We start from the raw sequence: 24,131 nt of genomic DNA, 5'->3' as shown, positions 1-24,131 counted from the left end.
ATGAAGGTAGTTGTTACAGGTGCATCAGGTTTTATAGGCAAACAATTAGTAAAAGATTTGGAAAGTATAAGTTCAATTCAAATTATACCTCTAACTAGAAATACAAACTCAAATTTTTATACGGACTATTCATTAAATTCTTTAAAAAAATGGTTTGAAAATGCTGACATAGTTGTACACTTAGCAGCTAAAAGAGGTAGTGGAATAACCTTTGAAGACTATAATGAAAATGTTCTTCTGACTGAAAAAGTTGTAATGGCAAGTAAAAAGAACAACATCAATAAATTTATCTATATTTCTTCTATTTCAGTATATTCTGATAGTAACTCGTTACCTTGGGGAGAAGTTGAGCCGCCTTCTCCCTGTAGTTTTTATGGATTAAGTAAGGTGGTGGGCGAAGAAATTTGTCGTCTTCATTTGAGTTCTACTGAAACTTCTTTGTATGTCCTACGTTTGGCACATGTTTTTGGATCAAATGAAAAGAATAACTATATGATAAATCTGTTTATGCGACAAGCCTTAAATAAACATGTTTTATCTTTAACAGATCTAACAGGAGATAAACGTGAATTCATTTATGTTAAGGATGTGGTAAAAGCAATAAGGATGGCTATATTTCATTCTACTAAAGACTACGTCTATTACTTGTTGAATATAGGGTCAGATAATATATTGACTAATTTAGAAGTTGGTAAATTAGTCAATAAAGTTTTTAATAATGAAAAATTGTTAGTTTTGGGTGATATCTCAAAAAACGCATCTAATAGTTCCTTTATGAAGCATTCGTTAGCCAAAAGTATAATTGGTTATTCTGCAAGCTATAGTATGGAAAAAGCATTAGAAGAAATAAAACAAGAGATGGAAGGAGTGAAGAAAAATGTACCAATTTTTTATTAAACGAATATTTGATATATTGATTTCTATCATTCTGTTACCATTTATATGCGTGATTTGTTTGTTATTTGCAGTAGCTATTAAGCTAGAAGATGGTGGTTCAATTTTTTATAATGCAGAGCGACTGGGTAAAAATATGAAGAAGTTCAGAATGTTCAAGCTTAGAACAATGAAAGAGAATTCTCCTGATATTCGTAATATGGATGGAAGTACTTTTAATTCCAGCGATGATCATAGAGTAACTAAAATAGGTTTAATCTTGAGAAAGACGAGTATTGATGAATTGCCTCAATTAGTGAATGTTTTACTAGGAGATATGAGTCTTGTTGGCCCTCGTCCTAGCCCGCTAGGAAATGAACATAGATATTCGGAAGAATTTAAAGTGAAATTTGAAGTTCAACCAGGAATTACTGGACTGAATCAAGCCTTATTAAGAAATGCAGCATCTATGGATGAAAGAATGGAAAATGATGTTTATTATGTGAAAAACATATCGATTTTTTTGGATTTTAGAATTGTTTTTTTGACATTTTTTTCCGTTATAAAAAGAAAAAATATCACTAGGGATGATGTATTAAAATGAAAAAAAATCAGAATTTAATACTTTTGACAAATTATTTTCCTTTTTGGAAAGGTGAAGAATATCTTGAATCTGAGATTAAATACCTTTCTGAAACATTTGAAAAAGTTATTATTATACCTGTAATGATTAATGAAAGTATGAAACAAACGAGATCTGTACCATCCAATGTTGATATACTTAAGGTATCAACAGATCATTCATTAAAAGGAAAAATCAGGATGCTGACCTACAAGTCGAGTGGGGAAATCAAGAACGAAATAAGGAAAATGCCAATAAGTTTTTCAAAGAAGTTATTTGAATATTATTTTCAAATGAGAAGTTTAGCCATATGGGGAATTGTTAAGGAGAAATTTGAAAAAGAAATTGATTTGTCGATTAATACCTCTATTTATATATACTCATATTGGTTCTATCTTACTTCAATGGTGGGAATTGAACTTAAGAAATATTTAGTAGATAAAGGTTATGAAGTAAAAAAAATTATTTCTAGAGCACATGGCTATGATGTAAATGAGAATGCTAATTTTTTGAATTATTTGCCAAGTCGTGAGTATTTGTTGCGAAATATGGATTTTGTTTATCCAGTATCAACTTATGGGGAAAATATGTTGATACAAAGAGTGCCTAATTTTAAAGAAAAAGTTGCTGTGAGGAAGTTGGGGGTCAAATCAATTAGTGACATGTTTATTCAACATGACAATAAAAAAATATATTTAGTTAGTTGCTCGACTATAAGACCACTAAAAAAAATTGAAAAAATTATTGACACACTAAGCCTTTGTGAAAAAAGAGGTATAGATTATAAATGGGTTCATCTAGGATCTGGAAAAACTTCTTATGAAAAAAAAATACGCAAATATGCGAAGAAAAAGTTAGTAGAAGGTAAGTATGAGTTTTATGGATATGTTAAGAATAAGGATGTAATGAGTATCTATAAAGATAAAGAAGTGTCCTTATTTATAAATGTGTCTGAATCGGAAGGAACTCCTGTATCGATAATGGAAGCTTTTAGTATGTCTTTACCAGTAATTGCATCTGATGTGGGTGGAACTTCAGATATTGTAAAAGATGGATATAATGGATTTTTAGTGGATTTTCAAATAACTCATCGAGATCTTCTGGAAAAAATTATTGATTTAAATAATTTTTCAGAAGAGAAATATAATGAGATGTCACGAAATGCTTTTCTTACATGGCAGACAATGTTAAATGAAGAGAAAAACTATCAAAAATTTTGTCAAGAGTTATTAGAGGGGGATATATGAGAAAAAATTTATTGTTTAACATAATTCAAATAATATTTTTCCCTCTTTTGATAATATGTTTTGTTTATTATTATCAAATAATGAACTATGAGGCTATGTCAATAGTTTTGTTAATTCTAATAGTTTCGTTCTTCATTGCTTCTTTTACAAAGTATCCAGATAACATACCCTTTTCCCTTTTTTTGATAACATTTTTTACGTTTTTATTCGGGAGAATAGTTGTCACAGGAATCTTGGGTTATAAAAAGAATCTAGTTGGTTTATTTGGTACAGCTTTTTATGATACACAACTCATTGTAGATGTTTTATTATTACTTTTTGTGAGTTTGATATTTCTTTTTATAGGAAGCTTTATAAAAATACGATTAAATCATAATTTGGCTCAAAGTAATTATGAGGAAATCAAGTTGGTAAGCAAATATATATTTTTATTGTCATTTATCCTCAGGGTATTTGTACTGTTTGAATTGATACAGGGAACAAATTCACAAGGATACTATGAAATGTTTTCTTCTTTTCGCTCTTCATTACCTGGTGGGATAGTATTTCTCAGTGAAATGTATGATATCAGTTTTTTTATTTTTTTAGGCTGTATGCCTTGTAAAAAAGAGGCTTTCCCTCTTATTTATCTATATTTAGTTGAAGGTATGTTGTGTTTGTGGTCCGGAAGAAGATCAGATTTTCTTCTAAACATTATTATACTTGTATTATATTTGTTCTATAGAGAATATTTTTCAAATAAACGTGAGAAATGGATTAGCAAAAAACAAATATTATTAGGGATTTGCATTCTTCCAATATTTTTTATAGTACTTAATGTAGTTGGGAATTTAAGGAGGGGGGATTCTCTAGCGACAAATCGTGTTTCTGAATCTATTCTTGATTTTTTCTTCTCACAAGGAGTTAGTGTAAATGTTTTGGGTTACACAATTAATTTTAGAGATTCTTTGCCAGATAAAAATTACTCGTTCGGTCCAATTATTGAATTTTTTAAAACAAGAATTATTATGAGTTTAACTAATACTGAAAATTTTTATGTTGGGCAGAATGTAAGTAGAGCTTTGGAGGGAAATCTTTTTTCTCATACGATTTCCTATTATATAATGCCAGATTTATATTTAAAAGGGATAGGATATGGAAGCAGCTATATAGCCGAATTGTTTAAAGACTTTTCTTATGTTGGCTTAATATTAGGAAATTTATTTTATGGTTTTTTCCTAAGAAATTTTTACCGTTTTATATCACTTTTGAATCCTTATTTTAAAGGTATTTTTTTTCTGATGGCAAGGCAGCTTATGTTTGCACCAAGAAGTAGCTTTACAAACTTTTTAGTTGCTTCGTTGTCTTTACCTAAGCTTTTTAGTGTAATAGTTATTTTTTTAATGGCATATACATTGAAAAAAATTGGTAATAATAGTAAAGCGAAGGTTTAATAAAATGAGAAAGAGAATTTTAACAAGTTTATCTTATACATTTACATCAAATATGGTTAATTTGTTTACATCGTTTTTCTTAATCATTTTTGTTCCTAAATTTATTGGTGTTGAACTATATGGTTATTGGCAACTTTATATATTTTACACTACATATCTTCAATATCTTACTTTAGGTATACCTGAAGGTATATATTTAGAATTTGGTGGCAGTCATTATGATGAATTGCCCAAAAAAAGGTTAAGAAATCAATTTTTGAATTTATCTGTTATTTCTGTATTTTTCATGTTAGTGCTAATTACTATTGGAATCTATGGAAATTCAATTGACCCCCAAAAAAGTATGATACTTATATTTTCGGCAATAGCTTTACTATTGATAGTACCTAGATCTGTTTTAACATATGAGTTACAGGCAACTAATGAACTTAAAATATTTTCAGTAGCTATGATTCTAGAAAAAATGTTATTAATAATTGGAATAGTAAGTCTAGTTTTTTTAAGAGCGAAAAAGTTTGACTTTTTTATTATCGTGGATCTTTTTTCTAAGCTTATTACAAATATATTATTAGCATATGTATCACGATCTATGATTTTGGGAAAGATCAAGTCAGTCAGTACGGGAGTTAAAGATTCAGTTTATTTTTGTAAAATGGGAATTAATGTTACTTTATCTAATATTAGTAGTATATTAGTTATGGGGATCATAAGAATGAGTATTGAGTTGAAATGGTCTATTCAAGTTTTTGGAAAAATATCTTTAATTATCAGTATGACAAATATGATAATGGTTTTTATCAATTCCATTTCTATTGTTTTTTTTCCGATTTTAAAAAGAATGGAAAGTAATAGAATGAAAGAGGCTTTTAAGTACATTGATAAGCTATTATCTAATGTATTGCTGAATATTCTATTTTTATATTTTCCAGTTTATCTTTTTCTTCAACTATTCCTTCCTGCATATTCTTCTGGGATAAAATATTTAGCGTTTATATTTCCTATGACAATTTTTGAAAGTAAAATTGCTATGTTATATAATACATACCTTAAAGTTTTGCGAATGGAAAGAAAGCTATTACAAGTAAATACCTTAATGGTTTTAATGACAATAATTGTTATTTATCCAGTTATTTGGATATTTGAATCTCTTGATGGTGTAATATTTATGATAACAGTAGTTTCTATTTTGAAAAGTTATTTTTTTAGAAGGATATTAAATGCTAAATTAGAAATTAAGTATTCATCTTCGATTCCTTGGGATAGTATTATTGTATTAATTTTTGTTTTTCTTAGTATCTTTTTTAGTTTAGGGCAAGTATTTCTTATCACGTTAATTCTAGTTAGCACATTTAATATTTATAATTTCCCTAAAAATAGAGATGCGTGGAGACATTTAAAAGAAAATATAAATTCTGATGATTAGAATTTAGTTGGGGACAATGAATATTTTAAATAATGGGAGTAAGCAAAAATTAATTGGAATCTCTCTATCATTATTTTACAAATACATTAAGATATCATGCCAATTCCCCAAAAAAGTTGCGGCGTGATTCAAATTGTGAGAAAATAGGTTTCATGAATTATTCTTGTAAAAAATGAGGAAGTGTCTTATGAATCTATGGAAAAAAGTAATATTGACTGTTTTAGGAGTGGTTCTTATATCAGTTGCTGGCTTTTGTGCATATGGGATTAAAATGTACTCCGATGCAACATATACAGTGAAAGGGGTTTTCGAGTCTATCGATCGAACATCTAAAAAAAGAGATGTAGCTGTAAATATCGATGCTCAAGAGCCATTCTCTGTTTTATTGATGGGAATCGATACTGGAGATCTAGGTCGTACGGAACAAGGTCGCTCAGATACTACAATGGTAGTTACTATTAATCCGAAAGAAAAGAAATCAACAATGATTAGTTTGGATAGAGATATCTTGACGGAAATTGTTGGTAATGGGACCGAAGATAAATTGAATCATGCATATGCTTTTGGTGGGGCTAAGATGGCGATTGATACGGTTGAAAATTTATTGGATATTCCAATAGATAATTATGTGTCGATCAATATGAAAGGTATGAAAGACCTAATTGATGCTGTGGGCGGTATTGAAGTTGATAATACAATTGGTGAGTTCACATTAGATGGCATCGTTGTTCCTGCTGGTAAAGTTAAATTGGACGGAGAAACTGGCTTAGCTTACGCTCGTATGCGTAAAGAAGATCCAGAAGGCGATATTGGTCGTCAACGTCGTCAGCGAGAAGTGGTTGAAAAAATTGTTAACAAAGTAATCAGTTTAGACGGTGTAGCGAAATACAGAAAAATTTTGGACGCGGTAAAAGATAATGTAAAAACCGATTTGACTTGGGATAACATGGTAGATATTCAAAAGAAATATATGCCTGCTTTTAAAGACATCGACTCCTTACAATTAGAGGGGGAAGGTACCGAAATCGGGGGCATTTACTATCAGTTACTGGACCCGACGAAATTGTTTGAAGTCCAAACTGATTTACGTGCTCAATTAGGTATGGCTAAAAATGAAAAAATGCAGGCAACTGATAATGCCAACTATAGTAATTATGCTACTGGTGATGAGACGGGCACGTATAGTGGGTATGATACTAATGCTTACGGTACAACTAGTTATGTAGATCCAACGACAGACGTTAATGGTGGCGGGTCTGGATATACTGATCCAAATGCCGTAGCAGAAGAAACTCCTTATTCAGGAGATGGTTACTAAAGCTAAAACTTCTATTCTTAATCAGAATAGAAGTTTTTTTTTAATTTCCACCTACTTTAGACTAGAAATCTTTTTTATACGGTGTTATAATTGGACTATACCAAATATGAATACAAGGGAGCAATTTTTAATGCAAATTATCAAAGTAGCGAACGCTGAAGAAGGCGGGAAAAAAGCATTTGAACTGATTAAAGAAGGCATGAACAATGGTGCGAAAGTTTTGGGTCTTGCTACAGGAAGTACGCCAGAAACTTTATATAAAGAAATGACTGCAAGTGATTTAGATTTTACTGATATGACTTCTGTAAACTTGGATGAATACGTTGGTTTAGGTGGAGAAGATGATCAAAGTTACCGTTATTTCATGAACGATCAATTATTCAATAAAAAACCATTTAAAGACACATATGTACCTAATGGAAAAGCAGAAGATCTAGCGGCTGAATGCAAGCACTATGAAAGTATTATCGATAGTAATCCAATCGATATTCAAATCTTAGGTATTGGCCAAAATGGACATATTGGTTTTAATGAACCAGGAACACCTTTAGATAGTTTAACTCATGTTGTTGAATTAACAGAATCTACGATCAATGCGAATAAACGTAATTTTGAAAAAGTGGAAGATGTACCAACTAGAGCTGTTTCTATGGGAATTGGTTCAATCATGAAAGGGAAGAAAATGATTTTAATGGCTTATGGAGAAGCTAAAGCAGATGCAATCAAAGGCATGATCGATGGTCCTGTTTCTGTTGATCTACCAGCAAGTGCATTACAAAATCATTCTGATGTGGTTGTCATTATTGATGATGCAGCAGCAAGCAAATTATAAGATTCATAGAGCTGTGCCGGGATTTAACTTAAATAGTTAGCTCCTAGGCACATTTTTTTGTTGAGAGGAACGTCATTCTCTTAATCTGAATTAGTGCTATAATGAAATAGAAGAGCAGTAGGAGGAATGAGTATGATGGATATAAGTTTAACAGTTTCTGAGATTATTATACGGCTATGTTTGGCCATGCTGATTGGTGGTGTGATTGGATTTGAACGCCAATACAAAAATCGACCGGCGGGTATGCGGACACACATTTTAGTTTGTATGGGTGCAACAATCATTGCCTTGATTCAAGTTGAAATTGCAGCAAGTGCTTTGCGGGATGCGATCAATCATCCAGAATTGACTGGTGTGATTCGTTCGGATCAAGCACGTCTAATTGCTCAAGTAGTGAGTGGAATTGGGTTCTTAGGCGCTGGAACGATCATTGTTACCAAACAGTCGGTGACAGGCTTAACCACAGCTGCTTCTCTTTGGGCTGTAGCAGGATTAGGTATTGCGATCGGTATGGGTTACTATGCTATTGCAATTACTAGCTTTGTGGGTATTTTCATTGCATTGACATTGGTTAGAAAAGTAATTCATGTTCCGACAACCAAAAAATTAGAAATTCGTTATATCCACAAGCAGGAAACAAAAGAATTTATCAATCAATATTTTGAAGAACATAAAATCGAAATAGAAGATGTTAACTTTAATGTGGTATTGGTTGATGATACGCAGATTTACACAAATATTTATACGATCGATTTACCAAAAGGCATGACCTATGCAGAGGTTATAGAGGATTTGTCGATCTATAAAAATATAACGAAATTGCGTTTAGTTAGTATCTGAGTTGCGTTGATAAACATAAAAAAGAAGGTCCTTGAAAATGTTCAAGTGAACCTTCTTTTTATATGATTACTATTTAGATGAAAAAAAGTATGCTCCAGCTTAACAAAACTGTTAAGCTACCGCTAAGAAAATTAACCCAATCATTTGATAGCCAGGAAATACCACTGATCTGTTTAGTTTGTTGAAGATGGTGTTGTTTTTGTTCAGTCAGTTGTCCACAGATAAGACAACGATACTTTGCTTGAAGTGTTGCGCCTAATAGGCTATCCACAAGAGAGTTAATAAGACCGCAAATAAGCGGCACCATGATTAGTAAACTTATGGGATATTGGTACAGTTGATACCAACCATAAAGAAGCCAAAAGGTTATTGAAATCAACAAACTACCACAGAAAGAAGCAAGGCTACCAAGAACAGAAACACCACCAGAAAGACCAGCTTCAACTGGTTTAAATGAAACAATCGAGCGTGGGAGTTTGTTGCTTAACATACCGATCTCTGAGCCCCAGGTATCAGCTGTTGCTCCTGCGACACCACTAACATAACCAACCATAAATAATTGATTTTTTGTATAATAGAAAAGAACTAATGAAATAACTGCTGGAAGACTGTTAGCAAATACTTGCCAAGCATCTCTTGTATGTTTTTTTTCAGTAATAGATTCAATATCAGATACTTTGAGTATCTTTTTTACTAGATGAATGCACCCTGAACTACCAAAAAATAAAATCAGTAAGCCCCAAGTTTGCCATGAGCCAAATCCACAAACGAACATAGCGATAATAACTACAGCCATAACACCAGACTTTGTCAGTAACTCTGTGATATATGAAAAAATACCAATCAAGCTACCTGCAATAAATCCTAGCAATAATTTATAAACTAAAATAGTCATGAGACACCTCTTGAAGTAATTGATTTGGTCAAATAGTTATACAACGTAAGTATAGCATGAAAAAGTTATGAGTATTAGAGAGAGAAATTTTTTGCTAGGATAACAGTTTAAATTGAAAAAAATCTTTTTATACTTGAAAAGAATGATAGAATGAAATTACTATGTATTGGAGGTTTTGTATGGGTTCTTTGTTTAAACAATCAAAATTATTATTTTGGACAGTAGAAATTGTACTAACAATCATCGGTGTTTTCTTTTTATTAAAAATGCCAAATGTTTTTAGCCCAATAGTAGGAATGGTATCTGCAGTTTTTATGCCATTATTGATTGCCGGATTTTTATATTATATGTTCGATCCAATCGTTGTTTTGTTAGAAAAACGAGGACTTCCTAGAATTGTTGGGTTTATGCTTACGTTTGCAGTTTTGATTATTTTGATTGCATTGATAATTATGAACGTGGTACCTCAATTGGTTAATCAATCTTTAGAATTGAGCCAGTCGCTTCCAAGCTATGCAGAAGAAATGAATCAATGGTTGAATGAATTAAGTGATTTAGAAGCGTTTAAGGGGTTTAATATTCAAGAACAATTAGATAAAGCGAACATTACAATCAGTAATATTTTAAATTTTGCGATTGTCGGTGTAACGAGCAGTCTTTCAAAAATTGTTGGGGTATTGATGAGATTCTTTATTTTACTTTTTACTGTGCCATTTATTTTGTTTTTCATGTTTAAAGATGGTCATAAGTTTTTGGATGCAATGTCCCATTTCTTTCCAAAGAGTATTCGCAGTGAGTTACGTCAAACGGTTAGAGAATTAAATCAAACGCTGTCAGCTTATATCAGTAGTACGGTGTTAGATGCGCTGATTATTGGGATTCTAAGCTTTATTGCGATGACGATATTTAAACAGCCGTATGCTTTGCTGTTAGCTGTTTTTTGTGGTTTAACGAATATCATTCCTTATGTTGGACCGTTTATTGGTGCTGTTCCAGCTATTTTAGTTGGGCTATTCATTTTACCTTGGCAAGCGTTATACATGGCTTTATCGATTTTAGTGATCCAACAATTGGATGGTAATCTGATCAAGCCACTTTTAATGGGGAAATCAATGAATATCCATCCACTGACGATTATTTTAGTTTTGATCGCTTCAGGAAGTGTGGGAGGAATTATTGGGATGCTGATTTGTATTCCTGTTTATGCCGTGATCAAGACCTTGGGCATTAATATTAGTAAGATTTATAAGATTAAAAAAGAGGCTAAAGAGAGTGGGCTAGAAGATCAAATTGTTTAAAGTCTGATTTTCTTTTAAATGTTGAATGGATAAAAAAAGTCTAAGATAAAACCGTTGGGTTTTATCTTAGACTTTTTTAGAAAGAATTAATCCATACCAATTAGATAATCATCATCTTTCATTGCTTCAACAGTTCCTAATAAGTAACCATTACCAACTTGAGAGAAGAAATCATGATTGCTTGTACCAGTAGAGATACCATTCATAACGATCGGGTTGACATCATTCGCTGTATCCGCAAATAATGGGTCCATACCAAGGTTCATCAAGGCTTTGTTTGCATTGTAACGCAAGAAGGTCTTCACTTCTTCAGTCCAACCTAAACCATCATACAATTCTTCTGTATAACGTTCTTCATTTTCGTATAATTCATAAAGAAGGTTGTACATCCAATCTTTCATTTCGTTTTGTTCTGTTTCAGATAATTCATTGAAACCTAATTGGAACTTGTAGCCAATATACGTTCCGTGAACAGATTCATCGCGAATGATCAATTTGATGATTTCAGCAACGTTGGCTAGTTTGTTATTCCCTAGGTAATAAAGAGGCGTATAAAAACCTGAATAGAATAAGAAGGTTTCTAAAAAGACACTCGCAACTTTCTTTTCTAGCGGCGTACCATTTTTATAAATTTCGTTGATTTTTTCTGCTTTTGTTTGCAGATAGACATTTGAATTTGTCCATTCGAATATTTCATCGATCTCTTTTTTAGTGTTTAATGTACTAAAAATAGAAGAATAGCTTTTAGCATGGACCGATTCCATAAATTGGATATTATTTAAAACAGCCTCTTCGTGTGGCGTGCGGACATCATTTCTTAGTTGTTCCATCCCACTTTCAGATTGAACGGTATCTAGTAGCGTTAAACCACCAAAAACGTAGCCGACAGTTGTTTTTTCTAAGTCTGAAAGGGTTCTCCAATCATCTAAATCATTAGACAAAGGAATACGAGTATCTAACCAGAATTGTTCCGTTAGTTTTTCCCAAGTAGATTTGTCGATAACATCTTCGATAGCGTTCCAGTTAATCGCTTCATAATAGGTTGCCATGTATTTTCCTCCTCATTACCTTTACGTTAAAATACAGTAAATCATAGAACAAGGCGACCAGAGGGCGCCTTGTTTGTTTTTTGCGAGTTTGTTGCTCTTAATTTTTAGATGACACAACTTTCACATTGGTTGCTGCCGATTTCTTCGGCATCGTCAGTAAATGTTCTTACGTAATAAATTGATTTAACGCCTTTATGGAAAGCATAGTGACGTAAAATATTCAGATCACGCGTTGTTTGTTTTGGTGAATCTTTCCATTCATATAAACCTTCAGGAATTTCAGAACGCATAAACAAGGTTAAACTCATTCCTTGATCCACATGTTGTTGAGCTGTTGCATAAACATCGATAACTTTACGCATGTCCATGTCATAAGCAGATGTATAGTATGGAATCGTATCATTAGCTAGATAAGGAGCAGGATAGTAAATTTTACCGATTTTCTTTTCTTGACGTTCTTCGATCATACGAGTAATCGGATGGATACTAGCACTTGTATCATTGATGTAAGAGATAGAGCCATTAGGAGCTACAGCTAAACGGTTTTGATGATATAAACCATCTGTTTTCACTGCATCACGTAATTTTGCCCAATCATCAGAACTTGGGATAAAGATATCTTTAAAGATTTCTTTGACTTTATCTGATTGAGGAGTGAAATCTCCTTCGATATATTTATCAAAGTATGAACCATTCGCATAATCAGATTTATCGAAATTATAGAAGGTCTCATTGTATTGTTTAGCGATATTATTACTTTCAACTAATGTCCAGTAATTTAATAGAGTAAAGTATACATTAGTAAAATCTAGTGAGTCTTTTGAACCATACTCCATATGATTTTTGGCAAAGAACGTATGCAGACCCATTGCACCAAGTCCAATTGTGTGACTTAATTTGTTTCCGTTTTGAATAGAAGGCACGACATCGATATCAGAAGCATCTGTTACAAATGTTAAGGCACGAGTCATTGCACGAACCGATTTACCAAAGTCTGGGCTGTCCATCAAGTTAACGATATTAGTTGAACCTAAATTACAGCTGATATCTGTACCAAGTGTTTCATATTCTTGTTTACCATTTAAAACAGATGGTGTTTGAACTTGTAAGATCTCTGAACATAGATTACTCATGATGATTTTACCATAAGCTGGATTGCTTCTGTTGGCTGTATCAATGTTGATGATATATGGATAACCAGATTCTTGTTGTAATTTAGAAATTTCATTTTCTAGATCACGGGCTTTGATTTTACGTTTACGAATCTTAGGATTAGCTACTAGATTATCGTATTCTTTTGTAATATCAACATAAGAGAACGGTACACCGCATTCACGTTCAACACTATATGGGCTAAATAAATACATATCATCATTGTTACGAGCTAATTCATAAAATTTATCAGGAACCACAACACCTAAAGAAAGAGTCTTCACACGAACTTTTTCATCCGCGTTTTCTTTTTTCGTTGAAAGGAACATTTCGATATCTGGATGGAAAACGTTTAGGTAAGCAACTCCAGCACCTTGACGTTGACCTAATTGATTAGAATAGCTAAAGCTATCTTCGAACAATTTCATAACAGGAACCACGCCACTGGCAGCACCTTCGTATCCTTTGATTGGAGCGCCTGCTTCACGCAAGTTCGCTAGTGTGATTCCCACACCGCCACCAATACGTGATAATTGTAAGGCTGAGTTGATTGAACGACCAATGCTGTTCATATCATCGGTTACTTGGATCAGGAAACAAGAAACAAGCTCACCACGACGTTTGCGTCCAGCATTCAAAAAAGAAGGGGTTGCAGGTTGGTAGCGTTGATGGATCATTTCATCAGCTAAAATCAACGCTAGTTCTTCATTGCCATCAGCAAAGTACAAAGCATTGAAGGCCACACGATCTTCATAGCTTTCTAAGTATTCAGTTCCTTCGTTGTTTTTAAGCGCGTATTGTGAATAAAACTTGTAAGCTGCCATAAATGATTTAAATTCAAATCGTTGTTCATCAAGAAATGTATATAGTTGTTCAATAAAAGCCATAGAATATTTGGCGATAAATGCAGTTTCTAAATAATCATTTTCAATTAAATAATTGATTTTTTCTTCTATAGTATTGAAAGTTCTTGTATTAGGAAGAACATTCTCATTGAAAAATGCTTCTAGTGCTTCTTTGTCCTTATGTAAAGGGATTTGTCCATCAATAGGACGGTTGATCTCATTATTCAGCTTAAAATAGCTGACATCTTTAATTTCTTTTAGACTCAAGTTCACTCACTACTTTCTTAAAGGATTCTACATCTTCGTTCGTGCCGCTAAATTCAAAAGCAAAAACCATAGGAACTTTATACTCGCGGGCTATGTCTTTGGCAGTATACACAAATAATTCTGCAAAATTAAGATTGCCGCTGCCGGCCACGCCTCTTAACTGTTTCTGATTACTTTTGTAATCAAGAAAATCGTTCACTACTTCAGTGATTTCTTGGTCATAAGTAGGAACGACGAGGACAAAAGGCTCATTTATCTCAAAAAAAGGATCCGCAGGCTCAATCTCATAAGCTGCTAAATCCAATTTTTTAATGAAGCGTCTGGTTTGTCCGGTGACAGTAAAATAAACGATTTTCATTTTAGCTAGCCAATTGTTTTAATTGATCAGGACGGAATCCTACAACTGTTGTAGCATCAGAAGTGATAACCGGAACACTTTGGAATCCTTGTTCTTTTAACCAATCGATTGCGTCTGGTTGGATATCGATATTTACTTCTTCAAATGCTATATTATTCTCGCTCAAAAAGCGTTTTGCCATTTTACATTGGATACAATTATTTTTAGAAAAGATTTTTACGTTCATTTTTAATTCCCCCTCAATTAGTTTACTTCACTAGTATAAATCTCTCAGGGAAAAAGTCAACACTTAGGCACTACATATTGTGGTTATTTTTGGATGGAATACCATGTTTTGTGTTTTTGAAAGAAATATGAAAGCACGTATTCTCTAGATTTGAGCGGCTATTCTTGCTATTTTAGCGTTAAAAAAAGAAATTTATTAAAATTTTCATCGGAAATTCTAATTGGCGAAACACAAGATATAGTGGTCGATTGATCTAAGATACACTAATCAAATTTAGTTACTTAAGCGCAGAAAATATTATCTTACTATAGGTAGAAAGAAGATTGATTTAAGTCTCACAAACAGGTATACTTAATGAGAACGATTATCAATATCATTGATGATTAAAATGAAACTTTTTCACAAATGGTTAGCGTGGTTGTTTTTATATTGAAAAGTACAAAGTGAAACGTCGTTATCATATAGTGGTATTTAGAATGGGGAGGGTAATCCAATGTTGACATTGGCACAAGCAAAGTTAAACAAGGTTTATACAATTGAAGAGATTCAGGCAGAAGGTTTTGCGAAGAAGCATTTGAATAATCTTGGTCTTGTGCCAGGTGGAAAAGTCGTGTTGGTAAATTATTCGAGTGAGAATGGAATTGTTTTGTTACACAATAGCCGAATTGCGATCAACCTATCTGTATTGAAACAGATTATTATAGTAGAAAAAAGTATTGATGAAGAAAATTGGGTGTCTCTCGACCAATTAACAATTGGGGAGAAAGCTCGTGTAATTGGTATTCATGGGCAAGGAGCGGTTAAAAGACGGTTGATGGATATGGGACTGACAAAAGGTGTAGATTTACTTGTTAGAAAAATGGCGCCATTAGGAGATCCAATCGAAATCAATTTACGTGGTTATGAATTGACATTAAGAAAAAATGAAGCAGAACTAGTCTTGGTACAGAAAGAGGGAGTATAGGATGAAAGAGCAACATATTGCGCTGACAGGAAATCCGAATAGTGGAAAAACAACAGCATTCAATGCACTGACAGGTGCCAATCAATATGTAGGAAATTGGCCAGGTGTTACTGTTGAACGAAAAGAAGGTAAACTGAAAAAAAACAAACAAGTAACGATCCAAGATTTACCTGGTATTTATTCCCTTTCTCCTTACACTCCAGAAGAAGTCGTTGCCAGAGACTATTTACTGGGCGGTGGACCAGATGTTATTGTCAATATTGTTGATGCGACAAACTTAGAACGAAACTTATATTTAACAACACAATTGATGGAAACAGGTATTCCAGTTGTGGTTGGATTGAATATGATGGATATTCTGGATAAAACAGGTAGGAAAATCAATATTGAAAAACTTTCTTATGGTTTAGGTGTGGATGTATCTGGTGTTAGTGCTTTAAAAAATCGAGGACTGGATGAATTAGTAAAAAAAGCAGTAAAAGCTGCTGAAATTTTTCCTCCAGAGTTGAACTATCCAACGTATGATAATCGTTTAGAAGCAGCATTAAATGAAATCATGGATGTTTTAGGAAATAATGTGCTGGCAAAACAAGCACGTTGGTATAGTATTAAATTGTTTGAAAGAGATGCTAGGGTTCATGAAGAACTTGAGTTAAGTGAACACCAACAAAAGGAAATAGAAGAAATCATCAAGATCACTGAACAAATCTTTGGTGATGATAGTGAAGCGATCGTGATCAATGAACGTTATGAGTTTATCACGCGTTTGACTGCTCTATGTGCAATTGAAAAAAATGAAATTACATTTAGTACAAGTGATAAAATCGACCGAATCGTAACCAATCGTTGGTTAGCCTTACCAATTTTTGCACTGATCATGTGGTTTGTATATTATTTAGCGATTCAAACTGTTGGGACAATGGGGACTGACTGGATCAATGATGAATTATTTGGAAATATTGTGCCGACAACGGTTGAAGGACTATTAGCAAGTTGGCATGTAGCCCCGTGGATGCAAAGTTTGATTTTAGACGGGATCATCGCTGGAGTTGGCGCAGTCTTAGGGTTCTTACCGCAGTTAGCCGTTTTATTCTTATGCTTAGGCTTTTTAGAAGATTGTGGTTATATGTCAAGAATCGCTTTTGTGATGGATCGTTTATTTAGAAAATTTGGTCTATCAGGAAAATCTTTTATTCCGATGTTGATTGCAACAGGCTGTGGTGTACCAGGAGTTATGGCGAGTCGAACGATTGAAAATGAAAAAGATCGTAAGATGACGATTATGGTTACTACATTTATGCCTTGTTCAGCGAAATTACCGATCATTGCCTTGATTGCTGGGGCCTTTTTTCCAAAAAGTAGTTGGGTATCGCCATCCGCTTATTTTATTGGGATCGCAGCGATTGTGTTATCAGGGATTGCATTAAAGAAGACGCGTTCATTTTCAGGTGATCCAGCACCATTTATCATGGAATTACCAGCGTATCATATGCCGCAATTGCGTGGCGTTCTCCGTCATGCCTACGATCGTAGTAAATCATTTGTGAAAAAAGCCGGAACAATTATTTTTGTGATGAGTATCATCATTTGGTTTACATCTACGTATACATTTACATTACAAGAAGCGGCTGAAGACCAAAGTATTTTGGCAAATTTGGGTAAAGTCATCGCACCACTATTTGCACCACTTGGCTGGGGCACTTGGCAAGGAGCTGTTGCGACGATCACAGGCTTAGTTGCAAAAGAGAATGTGATTGGTACATTTGGTATTTTGTTTGGTCATTTAGGTGAAGTATCAGAAGATGGCGTGGAAGTTTGGTCTGCATTGCAGGGCGCGTTTACACCCGTTGCAGCCTATTCATTTTTAGTCTTTAACCTATTATGTGCACCATGTTTTGCAGCAATTGGTGCAATTCGTAGAGAAATGGGTGATTGGAAATGGACTTGGGGCGCGATCGGTTATCAATGTGGCTTAGCTTATGTAGTCAGTTTCATTATCTATCAGTTTGGGCATGTTATCTTTGAAAATGGCCAATTTGGTGTAGGAATAATTATGGCAATGCTATTCGTAATCATTATGGGCTATTACCTAGTTAGAAAACCAAAAGTAACGGAAGAACCAGTTGTCACAATGGCAACATTAGAAAGAGGGTAAAAGTATGGCAACGTTGATTTTAGCAGTATTGATTTTTGGCGGAGCAGGATATGTTGTCTATTCTCGAATTAAAAAAGGGGAAAGTTGTGATGATTGTCATACGACTTGTCCTGTAAAAAAAGAACAAGGGGAATAAAAAAGAGAAGATACAATGAGATAAAATGGTCGTGATTTATTTCATTGTATCCAATGTTTCCTCTTGAACAAACGACTTTCAAATGCTACAATATTTAAGTACTAATTATTTGGGTCGTTAGCTCAGTTGGTAGAGCAGCTGACTCTTAATCAGCGGGTCATGGGTTCGAGCCCCTTACGACCCATTGGGTGCCAAACCCACGAGAACGGTATTCTGTCGGCGTCTTTGGACGTTTAGAAGATGGAATATGCGTTCTCTTTTTTTGTTTATTTCCAACTTATTTAACGTAATAATCATATAAAGTGAGTAATCAGCTATTTGATGATAAACTAAAAGAAAGAAACATCTAGGAGGGGAAATCATGAAAAAGAAATTGATTTATTCATTCATATTAATCGCAGGACTATCACTAGCTGCTTGCGGGGGAAAAGGTAAAACAGCAGAAAGTTCTAGTTCATCCAAAAATACTGAAAAAACGAGCCAAACATCCAAATCAACGAGCACAAGCACTACGAAATCAAGTACAAGCGAAAGCACTACAAAAACATCTACATCTTCAACAGAAACAAAGACCAGTGAAAGTAATTCTGCCGTAAAAACAGAAAGCAATACGCCGGCTAAACAGGCCGATACAGTTTTGAATCAATTAAATACAGCATTTTCAACTACACATCTACCGCAGGCTATATTGACGAGCCGAACGGCTGAATATTTGACTGCAGCGACTACGAGTGCAGCAGATCAAGCTAATTTTAGAATTTTGTATTATGCTGAAACAAGTCCAATTGAGGTGAATGATCTGGCCGTCAATGATTTACAACCAATTGCTTCATTTGAAAAAAAAACTTATGCCTCAAACGAAGCAGCGGCTAGCGCAGTAAATCAAATCATTGATAATGGTGGGAATCCGATTGATCTAGGTTATGGAATAACTGGGCATCAGCAAGGAGCGGCAGGTTCTACTTTTTTATCATGGCAGGAAGGAAATTGGAGCTTAGTTGTTCGAGCGTCAAACATCAACGGTGAAGTAGCAGAGCCTGTGGCTAAAGAAACAGTTGCGTACTTAGAAACCGCAATGTTGCCGGCACCACAAACAGTTGGACAGATTTCTTTGACAGCTAGTACGAGTGATAGCTATCAAACGAATTCAGTGGTATGGCAAGAAGGAGCAGTTGTTTATACGATTCAACATTTTGATCCGTTACAAGCACTCAAGATGGCTGTGTCAACAAATCAATAATTGAATGAGTTGCTTCTGCATCTACGGTTCTCGTTTCACTCTGATTCTCGAAGTATGGAGGACCGTTTGCTCTCATTTTGTATTCGAATAGTAAGATCCTGAGATACAACTCTTTGAGTTATACCTCAGGATCGTCTTTTTATTTTTTCTTAAAAGTAAGATGAATAAAGTTTACCGCTATAGGCCTTTGATTTATCTTTTGGGGAAGAAAATCAACGACTGAAAAATTTACTTACAACTGTCGGAAGAACTCTTTGTGCCTATAGCGGCAACTTTAAACTTAAGTATAAATAGCATCATATACTTTGAACTTATTATAATGTAAGAATTAATGTATAGGCAATTGATACGATGCTAAAAATAGAAATAAAAGCAAAACTCTTTTGTTTAGTCACCAATAAATAGTGAGACAGTAGAGTTTTGCTTTTGTATTTAAGAACAATTATTGTGTGATACTACTTTTGTCAGGTTGGGAATGAGCAAGGCGACTAGCAGCGGCAGCTGCAATTGCACCAACGATATCATCTAAAAAGGTATGAACTTGTGGTCCTTCATGTGAATTCAATTTAGCTAAGATTCCAGGTTTTACTTTATCGATATAACCATAATTCGTAAACCCGATCGATCCATAAACATTCACGATCGAAAGTGCCAAAATCTCATCGATTCCATAGAGACCTTCATCTTCTTCTAGAATTTCTTGTAACGGATGAAGTAACTTTTTTTCTTCAGCTAAAATATCTAATTGGATACCTGTAATGATGGTATTATGGACTTCACGTTTAGATAAAACGCTATCGATATTTTCAATACAAGTTGCTAAATCAAGATCTTCAATATAGGGTTTTTGTAAAAATAAAACTAATTCAGCTAAATCTTCCATCTCAACGCCACGGTCTTTTAATAACTGTCGTGCTTTTTTTTCTAATGTTTCGCCTTTTATGACCAAAATAAAAACCTCCAATGCTTCATTTTTAAACTTAGAATACATCAATGGTATACTAACTACAGAGAAAATTGCAAGGAGAAGATCAATGAATCCACTAATAGAATGTTGTGAACAAAATTTGGCTAAAGGAGCAGAGTTGTTGTTAAGTGATCCTTTTATTGAAGAAAATGGGGATGTGATCTCTTATTCTTGTATGAACGAATGCGTTCTTTGTGCCCAAACATATTTTGTTTTATTTGAAGGGGAGCGAATTACCGGGACTACTCCAGAAGAACTGGTTGACAATACAAAAAAGGCAATTATACTTTGGCAAGAAGAAATGGGGTAACAAAAATGGAACTGACTTTTTAACAGCCAGTTCCATTTTTTATTAAAGCATTTTCGCTTCTTTTCCTTCAAATAAACTAGTACTATGCATTGGTTGCGTTCTAGCATCTGGTTTAATAAAGTGCAGTGCATTATTGACGGCGGTCGGCGCTTCACCAAAACCCGTTGCAATCAGTTTGACTTTTCCATCATAGTTGCAAATATCACCAACGGCATAAACACCAGGGATATTTGTCGACATATCAGAGTTGACTTCGATTGCATTGCGGCTAACATTTAAGCCCCAATCTTTTAAATGACCTAATGATGAAGTGAAACCGTAGTTAATAATTAAAGAATCTAAATCAAGCTTTTCAAAGTTATCTGCTTTCGTTTCTTTTAATTGGATTCCTTTAAACGAGTCATCTTCAACTAAAAGTTGATCAATGACATAAGGTGTGTAGATCAAAACTTCAGAATTCTTTAAATTATCTACGCTATGTTCATGTCCACGAAATTCTGGACGACGATGGATAATGGAAACTTTTTCTGCGATTGGCTCTAACATTAAAGCCCAATCAATTGCGGAATCACCACCACCTGCAATTGCGACTTTTTTACCTGAAAATTTATTCATATCCGTTACATAATAATGAACATGATTGCCTTCAAGTTCAGCTGCTCCATCAATCGTTAAACGTCGTGGTTGAAATGAACCATTTCCGATAGCTAAGATAACAGCCTTGGAGTAATGGACACCTTTTGATGTTTCGATGCGTAAGTAGCCATCTTCCTGCACCAGATTTCTCACTTCTTCTTCTAAACAAGTTTCATGAGCAAAAGGAGCAATTTGTTTTTCTAAATTTTCGATCAACTCACTGGCTTTAATTGCTGGAAAACCAGGGACATCATAAATATATTTTTCAGGGTAAAGCGTGGATAATTGTCCGCCAAGTTGGGGTAAACTATCGATTATTTTGGTTTTGGCTTTACGAATCCCTGCATAAAAAGCGGCGAAAAGGCCAACTGGACCTGCGCCGACGATGGTTAGATCATAAATGTTTTTTGAATCAGACATCAGAATTTCCTCCCGTTTCTATAATAAAAAAGCTTTCATTTATATAAAATGAACCCAAAAATAGTTGTATATCGTTTTTCACAAAATAGCACTTGTAACAGAAAAAAGCAAGTAGAAGTTTGTGAATAAAAGGTTCTCTTAAAAGAATAACAAAGATAATGGAATTTTCAAGTGAAGTTGTTTATGATATTATAAGTAAGTAAAAATTAACGAGGAGGAAATAACAATGTCAGAATTTCCACAATTAGATTTAGCAAATGTTAAAGGCCCTAAAGCCGTGATAAAAACCAACCGCGGAGATATTACAGTGCAACTTTTCCCGAAGCACGCACCAAAAACAGTTGAAAACTTTGTTCAACTTGCGAAAAAAGGGTACTACGATGGAGTGATTTTCCACCGCGTTATCCCTGACTTCATGATTCAAGGCGGTGATCCTACTGGAACAGGTATGGGCGGCGAAAGTATTTACGGCGAAAAATTTGAAGATGAGTTTTCTAAAGATGTCTTCAATTTACGTGGTGCACTATCAATGGCCAATGCTGGACCAAATACAAATGGCAGCCAATTTTTTATCGTAAACAACCAAAATGTACCTGCTAACATGTTTGGTCAATTAGAAGGTGCTGGATTCCCGACAGAAGTGATCGAAGAGTATAAAAATGGTGGAACACCTTGGTTAGATTTCCGTCATACGGTTTTCGGTCATGTTGTTGAAGGCATGGACGTTGTCGATGAAATCGGCGGAGTACAAAGAGACTCTCAAGATCGTCCAACATTCGATGTCGTTATTGATAAAGTAGAAATCAGCGAGTAAGCATTTAACAGTCAAAACTAAAACCCAAGCCAAAACTAACTCTTAGTCCTGGCTTGGGTTTTTTATGCTATTCAAAAGAAGCTTTGATTCTACGTAAACCTTCAAAAAGTGTTTCATTAGGACACGCAACGTTCAAACGCATGTGCTGAGTGCCATTTGGACCGAAGGAAATACCTGGATTCAACACGACTTTTCCGGTATGAATCAGTTGATTTTGCAGCTGTGCATCAGTCAAACCGTAGGCAGAAAAATCTAGCCAAATTAGGTAAGTGCCTTCTGGGCGCATCATTTTGACTTTAGGAAGCTCTGCCTGTAAAAAGTCGTTCACAGTGTCGATATTTTCTTTTAGATAAACTAGCAACTCTGATAACCAACGATCACCATTTTGATATGCCGCTTCTGTCCCTACATAACCAAAAATATTGATCTCGTTTTGGAAATTCCGTTCTTGTGCAGCAATGAATTTTTTTCGAAGATCAGGATTTTCAATAAAAATCATTGAGTTTTTAATACCAGCTAAATTAAATGTTTTTGTTGCAGCAGTTAAGGTAATTGAGAAATCTTTAAATGTCGGATGAACATTTGTAAATGTTGTAAACACGTGTGGCGCAAAAATCAAGTCTTGATGGATCTCATCGCTGATAACAAGCACATCATATTTGGCACATAGTTTACCAAAAGCTTCCAGCTCACTTTTAGTCCAGACGCGTCCACCTGGATTATGAGGGTTGCAAAGAATAAAAAGGCGAATATTTTCAGCAACGATTTGTTTTTCCATTTCTGTAAGATCCATGACAAAGTGACCTTGTTCTGTTAGTAACTGACTACGAACCAGCTTACGGTCATTTTGTTCAACGACTTTAGCAAATGGGGGATACACAGGATCGTGAATCAAGATGGCATCACCAGGTTTAGTATAAGCTTGTATAGCTAAAGAAAGACTTGGAACAACACCGCTGTTGAAAAGAATTGCGTCTTTACTGATCGAATAATTGTGGTGTCGCTTTTGCCAACTTTGAATTGCATCATATAAAGAATCAGGAGCAGGGGAGTAACCTAAAATTCCCTGTTCGGCCGTGTCTTTCAATGCTTTTAGCACAGGTGGATTCGCTTTGAAATCCATATCGGCAATCCATAAAGGCAGCAAGTCATCTTCTCCATAAGTCTCTTTAATGGAGTCCCACTTAGAACAATTTGTATTACGACGATCATAAACTGTATCAAATTCTACCATTCAATTCATCCTTTCTATTGAAAACATGTTCATTTATTAAAACCTAACTATAGTATAATGGACTTTCAGTAAAATATGAACAAAAAGAATCAATAATTTAATAGTAGAAATAAATTCATGCACTTTTGCTTGGAACATGATATCATTTTAGATGAGTACAACATTTTGATGGGAACAATGAAAAGAGGATATGAATATGGAATACAAAATAGGGATGGTTCTTGATGGGACGATTACAGGGTTACAACCTTATGGGGCTTTTGTTTCATTAAGCGATACAGTTCAAGGGCTGATCCATGTCTCAGAAGTGCAAGCAGGCTATACCAAAAATATTCATAGTTTATTAACAGTTGGACAAAAAGTTCAAGTTCAAGTTATTGACATTGATGAATATTCAAAAAAAATTAGTTTATCATTGAGAACATTGGAGGAGCAAATACCGCAGCCAAATCATCGCCGCAAAAAATATTTTACCAATAAAAATAAAAAAATTGGCTTTGAAACGTTAAAGAAAGAGCTTCCTATCTGGACTGACGAGGCAATGGATGCTTTACTTGAGAAATAATTCTGTTTTTTT

Annotated in this window: 24 protein-coding genes and 1 tRNA gene; 17 read left to right on the top strand and 8 right to left on the bottom strand. The window is 34.3% G+C overall.

Annotated features, from left to right (window positions below; genetic code table 11):
* The 8 genes from A5866_RS07440 to A5866_RS07405 all read left to right on the top strand — a co-directional run bounded on the left by A5866_RS07440 (nucleotide 1) and on the right by A5866_RS07405 (nucleotide 8,588).
* Entirely contained in the window at nucleotides 1-897 is an 897-nt protein-coding gene (locus A5866_RS07440) for an SDR family oxidoreductase (RefSeq protein WP_339099764.1), read from the top strand.
* Nucleotides 878-1,477, top strand: a complete 600-nt coding sequence (locus A5866_RS07435; RefSeq protein WP_339099763.1) for a sugar transferase — start codon at nucleotides 878-880, stop codon at nucleotides 1,475-1,477. Before A5866_RS07440 ends, A5866_RS07435 begins: the two co-directional genes overlap by 20 nt.
* A complete protein-coding gene (locus tag A5866_RS07430) occupies nucleotides 1,474-2,742 on the top strand; it encodes a glycosyltransferase (RefSeq protein WP_339099762.1) in 1,269 nt (422 codons plus the stop codon). Before A5866_RS07435 ends, A5866_RS07430 begins: the two co-directional genes overlap by 4 nt.
* Nucleotides 2,739-4,175 carry an O-antigen polysaccharide polymerase Wzy family protein gene (locus A5866_RS07425; protein WP_339099761.1) on the top strand — a complete coding sequence of 479 codons (1,437 nt, stop codon included), beginning with the start codon at nucleotides 2,739-2,741 and terminating at the stop codon, nucleotides 4,173-4,175. The genes A5866_RS07430 and A5866_RS07425 overlap by 4 nt, the downstream gene beginning before the upstream one ends.
* Before the next feature lie 4 nt (nucleotides 4,176-4,179).
* Nucleotides 4,180-5,598: a hypothetical protein gene (locus tag A5866_RS07420; protein WP_339099760.1), complete on the top strand. Its 1,419-nt coding sequence runs from the start codon at nucleotides 4,180-4,182 to the stop codon at nucleotides 5,596-5,598.
* Between the two features lie 187 nt (nucleotides 5,599-5,785).
* On the top strand, nucleotides 5,786-6,916 hold the full coding sequence (locus tag A5866_RS07415; RefSeq protein ID WP_086278635.1) for an LCP family protein: 1,131 nt from the start codon (nucleotides 5,786-5,788) through the stop codon (nucleotides 6,914-6,916).
* A gap of 130 nt (nucleotides 6,917-7,046) precedes the next feature.
* A complete protein-coding gene (gene nagB / locus A5866_RS07410) occupies nucleotides 7,047-7,748 on the top strand; it encodes a glucosamine-6-phosphate deaminase (RefSeq protein WP_086443936.1) in 702 nt (233 codons plus the stop codon).
* Nucleotides 7,749-7,880: 132 nt separating this feature from the next.
* A complete protein-coding gene (locus tag A5866_RS07405; RefSeq protein ID WP_086443937.1) occupies nucleotides 7,881-8,588 on the top strand; it encodes an MgtC/SapB family protein in 708 nt (235 codons plus the stop codon).
* Between the two features lie 73 nt (nucleotides 8,589-8,661).
* Here A5866_RS07405 and A5866_RS07400 read toward each other — a convergent pair whose 3' ends face one another.
* Nucleotides 8,662-9,483 carry a DUF92 domain-containing protein gene (locus tag A5866_RS07400; RefSeq protein WP_086443938.1) on the bottom strand — a complete coding sequence of 274 codons (822 nt, stop codon included), beginning with the start codon at nucleotides 9,481-9,483 and terminating at the stop codon, nucleotides 8,662-8,664.
* A 179-nt stretch (nucleotides 9,484-9,662) separates the two neighbouring features.
* Between A5866_RS07400 and A5866_RS07395 the strand changes: the two genes are divergently transcribed.
* Nucleotides 9,663-10,781, top strand: coding sequence for an AI-2E family transporter (locus A5866_RS07395; protein WP_086443939.1), 1,119 nt, complete (start codon nucleotides 9,663-9,665; stop codon nucleotides 10,779-10,781).
* 86 nt (nucleotides 10,782-10,867) lie between these two features.
* Here the strand turns inward: A5866_RS07395 and nrdF are convergent, their stop codons facing one another.
* From nrdF to nrdH, 4 genes are all read right to left on the bottom strand, one after another.
* Nucleotides 10,868-11,830, bottom strand: a complete 963-nt coding sequence (nrdF, locus tag A5866_RS07390; protein ID WP_086278640.1) for a class 1b ribonucleoside-diphosphate reductase subunit beta — start codon at nucleotides 11,828-11,830, stop codon at nucleotides 10,868-10,870.
* 104 nt (nucleotides 11,831-11,934) lie between these two features.
* Entirely contained in the window at nucleotides 11,935-14,094 is a 2,160-nt protein-coding gene (nrdE, locus tag A5866_RS07385; RefSeq protein ID WP_086445501.1) for a class 1b ribonucleoside-diphosphate reductase subunit alpha, read from the bottom strand.
* Nucleotides 14,075-14,452 (bottom strand): class Ib ribonucleoside-diphosphate reductase assembly flavoprotein NrdI, encoded by a 378-nt coding sequence (nrdI, locus tag A5866_RS07380; protein WP_086278641.1) that lies wholly within the window; start codon nucleotides 14,450-14,452, stop codon nucleotides 14,075-14,077. The genes nrdE and nrdI overlap by 20 nt, the downstream gene beginning before the upstream one ends.
* Nucleotide 14,453: 1 nt before the next feature.
* Nucleotides 14,454-14,678 (bottom strand): glutaredoxin-like protein NrdH, encoded by a 225-nt coding sequence (gene nrdH, locus A5866_RS07375; RefSeq protein ID WP_010760423.1) that lies wholly within the window; start codon nucleotides 14,676-14,678, stop codon nucleotides 14,454-14,456.
* Between the two features lie 493 nt (nucleotides 14,679-15,171).
* Here nrdH and A5866_RS07370 point away from each other — a divergent pair, with 493 nt between their 5' ends.
* The 5 genes from A5866_RS07370 (at nucleotide 15,172) to A5866_RS07350 (ending at nucleotide 19,173) form a co-directional block, all read left to right on the top strand.
* Nucleotides 15,172-15,642, top strand: coding sequence for a FeoA family protein (locus tag A5866_RS07370; RefSeq protein WP_086278642.1), 471 nt, complete (start codon nucleotides 15,172-15,174; stop codon nucleotides 15,640-15,642).
* Nucleotide 15,643: 1 nt separating this feature from the next.
* The gene (gene feoB, locus A5866_RS07365; protein WP_086278643.1) at nucleotides 15,644-17,797 is read left to right on the top strand and encodes a ferrous iron transport protein B; all 2,154 of its coding nucleotides are present in this window, start codon (nucleotides 15,644-15,646) and stop codon (nucleotides 17,795-17,797) included.
* A 4-nt stretch (nucleotides 17,798-17,801) separates the two neighbouring features.
* Nucleotides 17,802-17,933 (top strand): FeoB-associated Cys-rich membrane protein, encoded by a 132-nt coding sequence (locus A5866_RS07360; RefSeq protein ID WP_086278644.1) that lies wholly within the window; start codon nucleotides 17,802-17,804, stop codon nucleotides 17,931-17,933.
* A 111-nt stretch (nucleotides 17,934-18,044) separates the two neighbouring features.
* Nucleotides 18,045-18,117, top strand: a tRNA-Lys gene (locus tag A5866_RS07355).
* Nucleotides 18,118-18,294: 177 nt separating this feature from the next.
* Nucleotides 18,295-19,173, top strand: coding sequence for a hypothetical protein (locus A5866_RS07350; RefSeq protein WP_086278645.1), 879 nt, complete (start codon nucleotides 18,295-18,297; stop codon nucleotides 19,171-19,173).
* 442 nt (nucleotides 19,174-19,615) lie between these two features.
* On the opposite strand, the gene A5866_RS07345 is transcribed toward A5866_RS07350, so the two are convergent.
* The gene (locus tag A5866_RS07345) at nucleotides 19,616-20,122 is read right to left on the bottom strand and encodes a phosphatidylglycerophosphatase A family protein (protein ID WP_086443940.1); all 507 of its coding nucleotides are present in this window, start codon (nucleotides 20,120-20,122) and stop codon (nucleotides 19,616-19,618) included.
* 85 nt (nucleotides 20,123-20,207) lie between these two features.
* Between A5866_RS07345 and A5866_RS07340 the strand changes: the two genes are divergently transcribed.
* Nucleotides 20,208-20,450 (top strand): DUF1450 domain-containing protein, encoded by a 243-nt coding sequence (locus tag A5866_RS07340; RefSeq protein WP_086278647.1) that lies wholly within the window; start codon nucleotides 20,208-20,210, stop codon nucleotides 20,448-20,450.
* 42 nt (nucleotides 20,451-20,492) lie between these two features.
* Here A5866_RS07340 and A5866_RS07335 read toward each other — a convergent pair whose 3' ends face one another.
* Nucleotides 20,493-21,506, bottom strand: a complete 1,014-nt coding sequence (locus A5866_RS07335; protein ID WP_086443941.1) for an NAD(P)/FAD-dependent oxidoreductase — start codon at nucleotides 21,504-21,506, stop codon at nucleotides 20,493-20,495.
* A 226-nt stretch (nucleotides 21,507-21,732) separates the two neighbouring features.
* Between A5866_RS07335 and A5866_RS07330 the strand changes: the two genes are divergently transcribed.
* Nucleotides 21,733-22,320: a peptidylprolyl isomerase gene (locus tag A5866_RS07330; RefSeq protein WP_086443942.1), complete on the top strand. Its 588-nt coding sequence runs from the start codon at nucleotides 21,733-21,735 to the stop codon at nucleotides 22,318-22,320.
* 67 nt (nucleotides 22,321-22,387) lie between these two features.
* Here A5866_RS07330 and A5866_RS07325 read toward each other — a convergent pair whose 3' ends face one another.
* Entirely contained in the window at nucleotides 22,388-23,554 is a 1,167-nt protein-coding gene (locus A5866_RS07325) for a MalY/PatB family protein (protein ID WP_086443943.1), read from the bottom strand.
* Between the two features lie 196 nt (nucleotides 23,555-23,750).
* Here A5866_RS07325 and A5866_RS07320 point away from each other — a divergent pair, with 196 nt between their 5' ends.
* A complete protein-coding gene (locus A5866_RS07320) occupies nucleotides 23,751-24,119 on the top strand; it encodes a CvfD/Ygs/GSP13 family RNA-binding post-transcriptional regulator (protein WP_086278654.1) in 369 nt (122 codons plus the stop codon).
* The last annotated feature ends 12 nt before the right edge of the window (nucleotides 24,120-24,131 follow it).

It is taken from the genome of Enterococcus sp. 12C11_DIV0727 (assembly GCF_002148425.2).
GTDB lineage: Bacteria > Bacillota > Bacilli > Lactobacillales > Enterococcaceae > Enterococcus_L > Enterococcus_L lemimoniae.
Note: the sequence above shows the minus strand (reverse complement) of the source record. Positions and strands in the feature narration are given on the sequence as shown.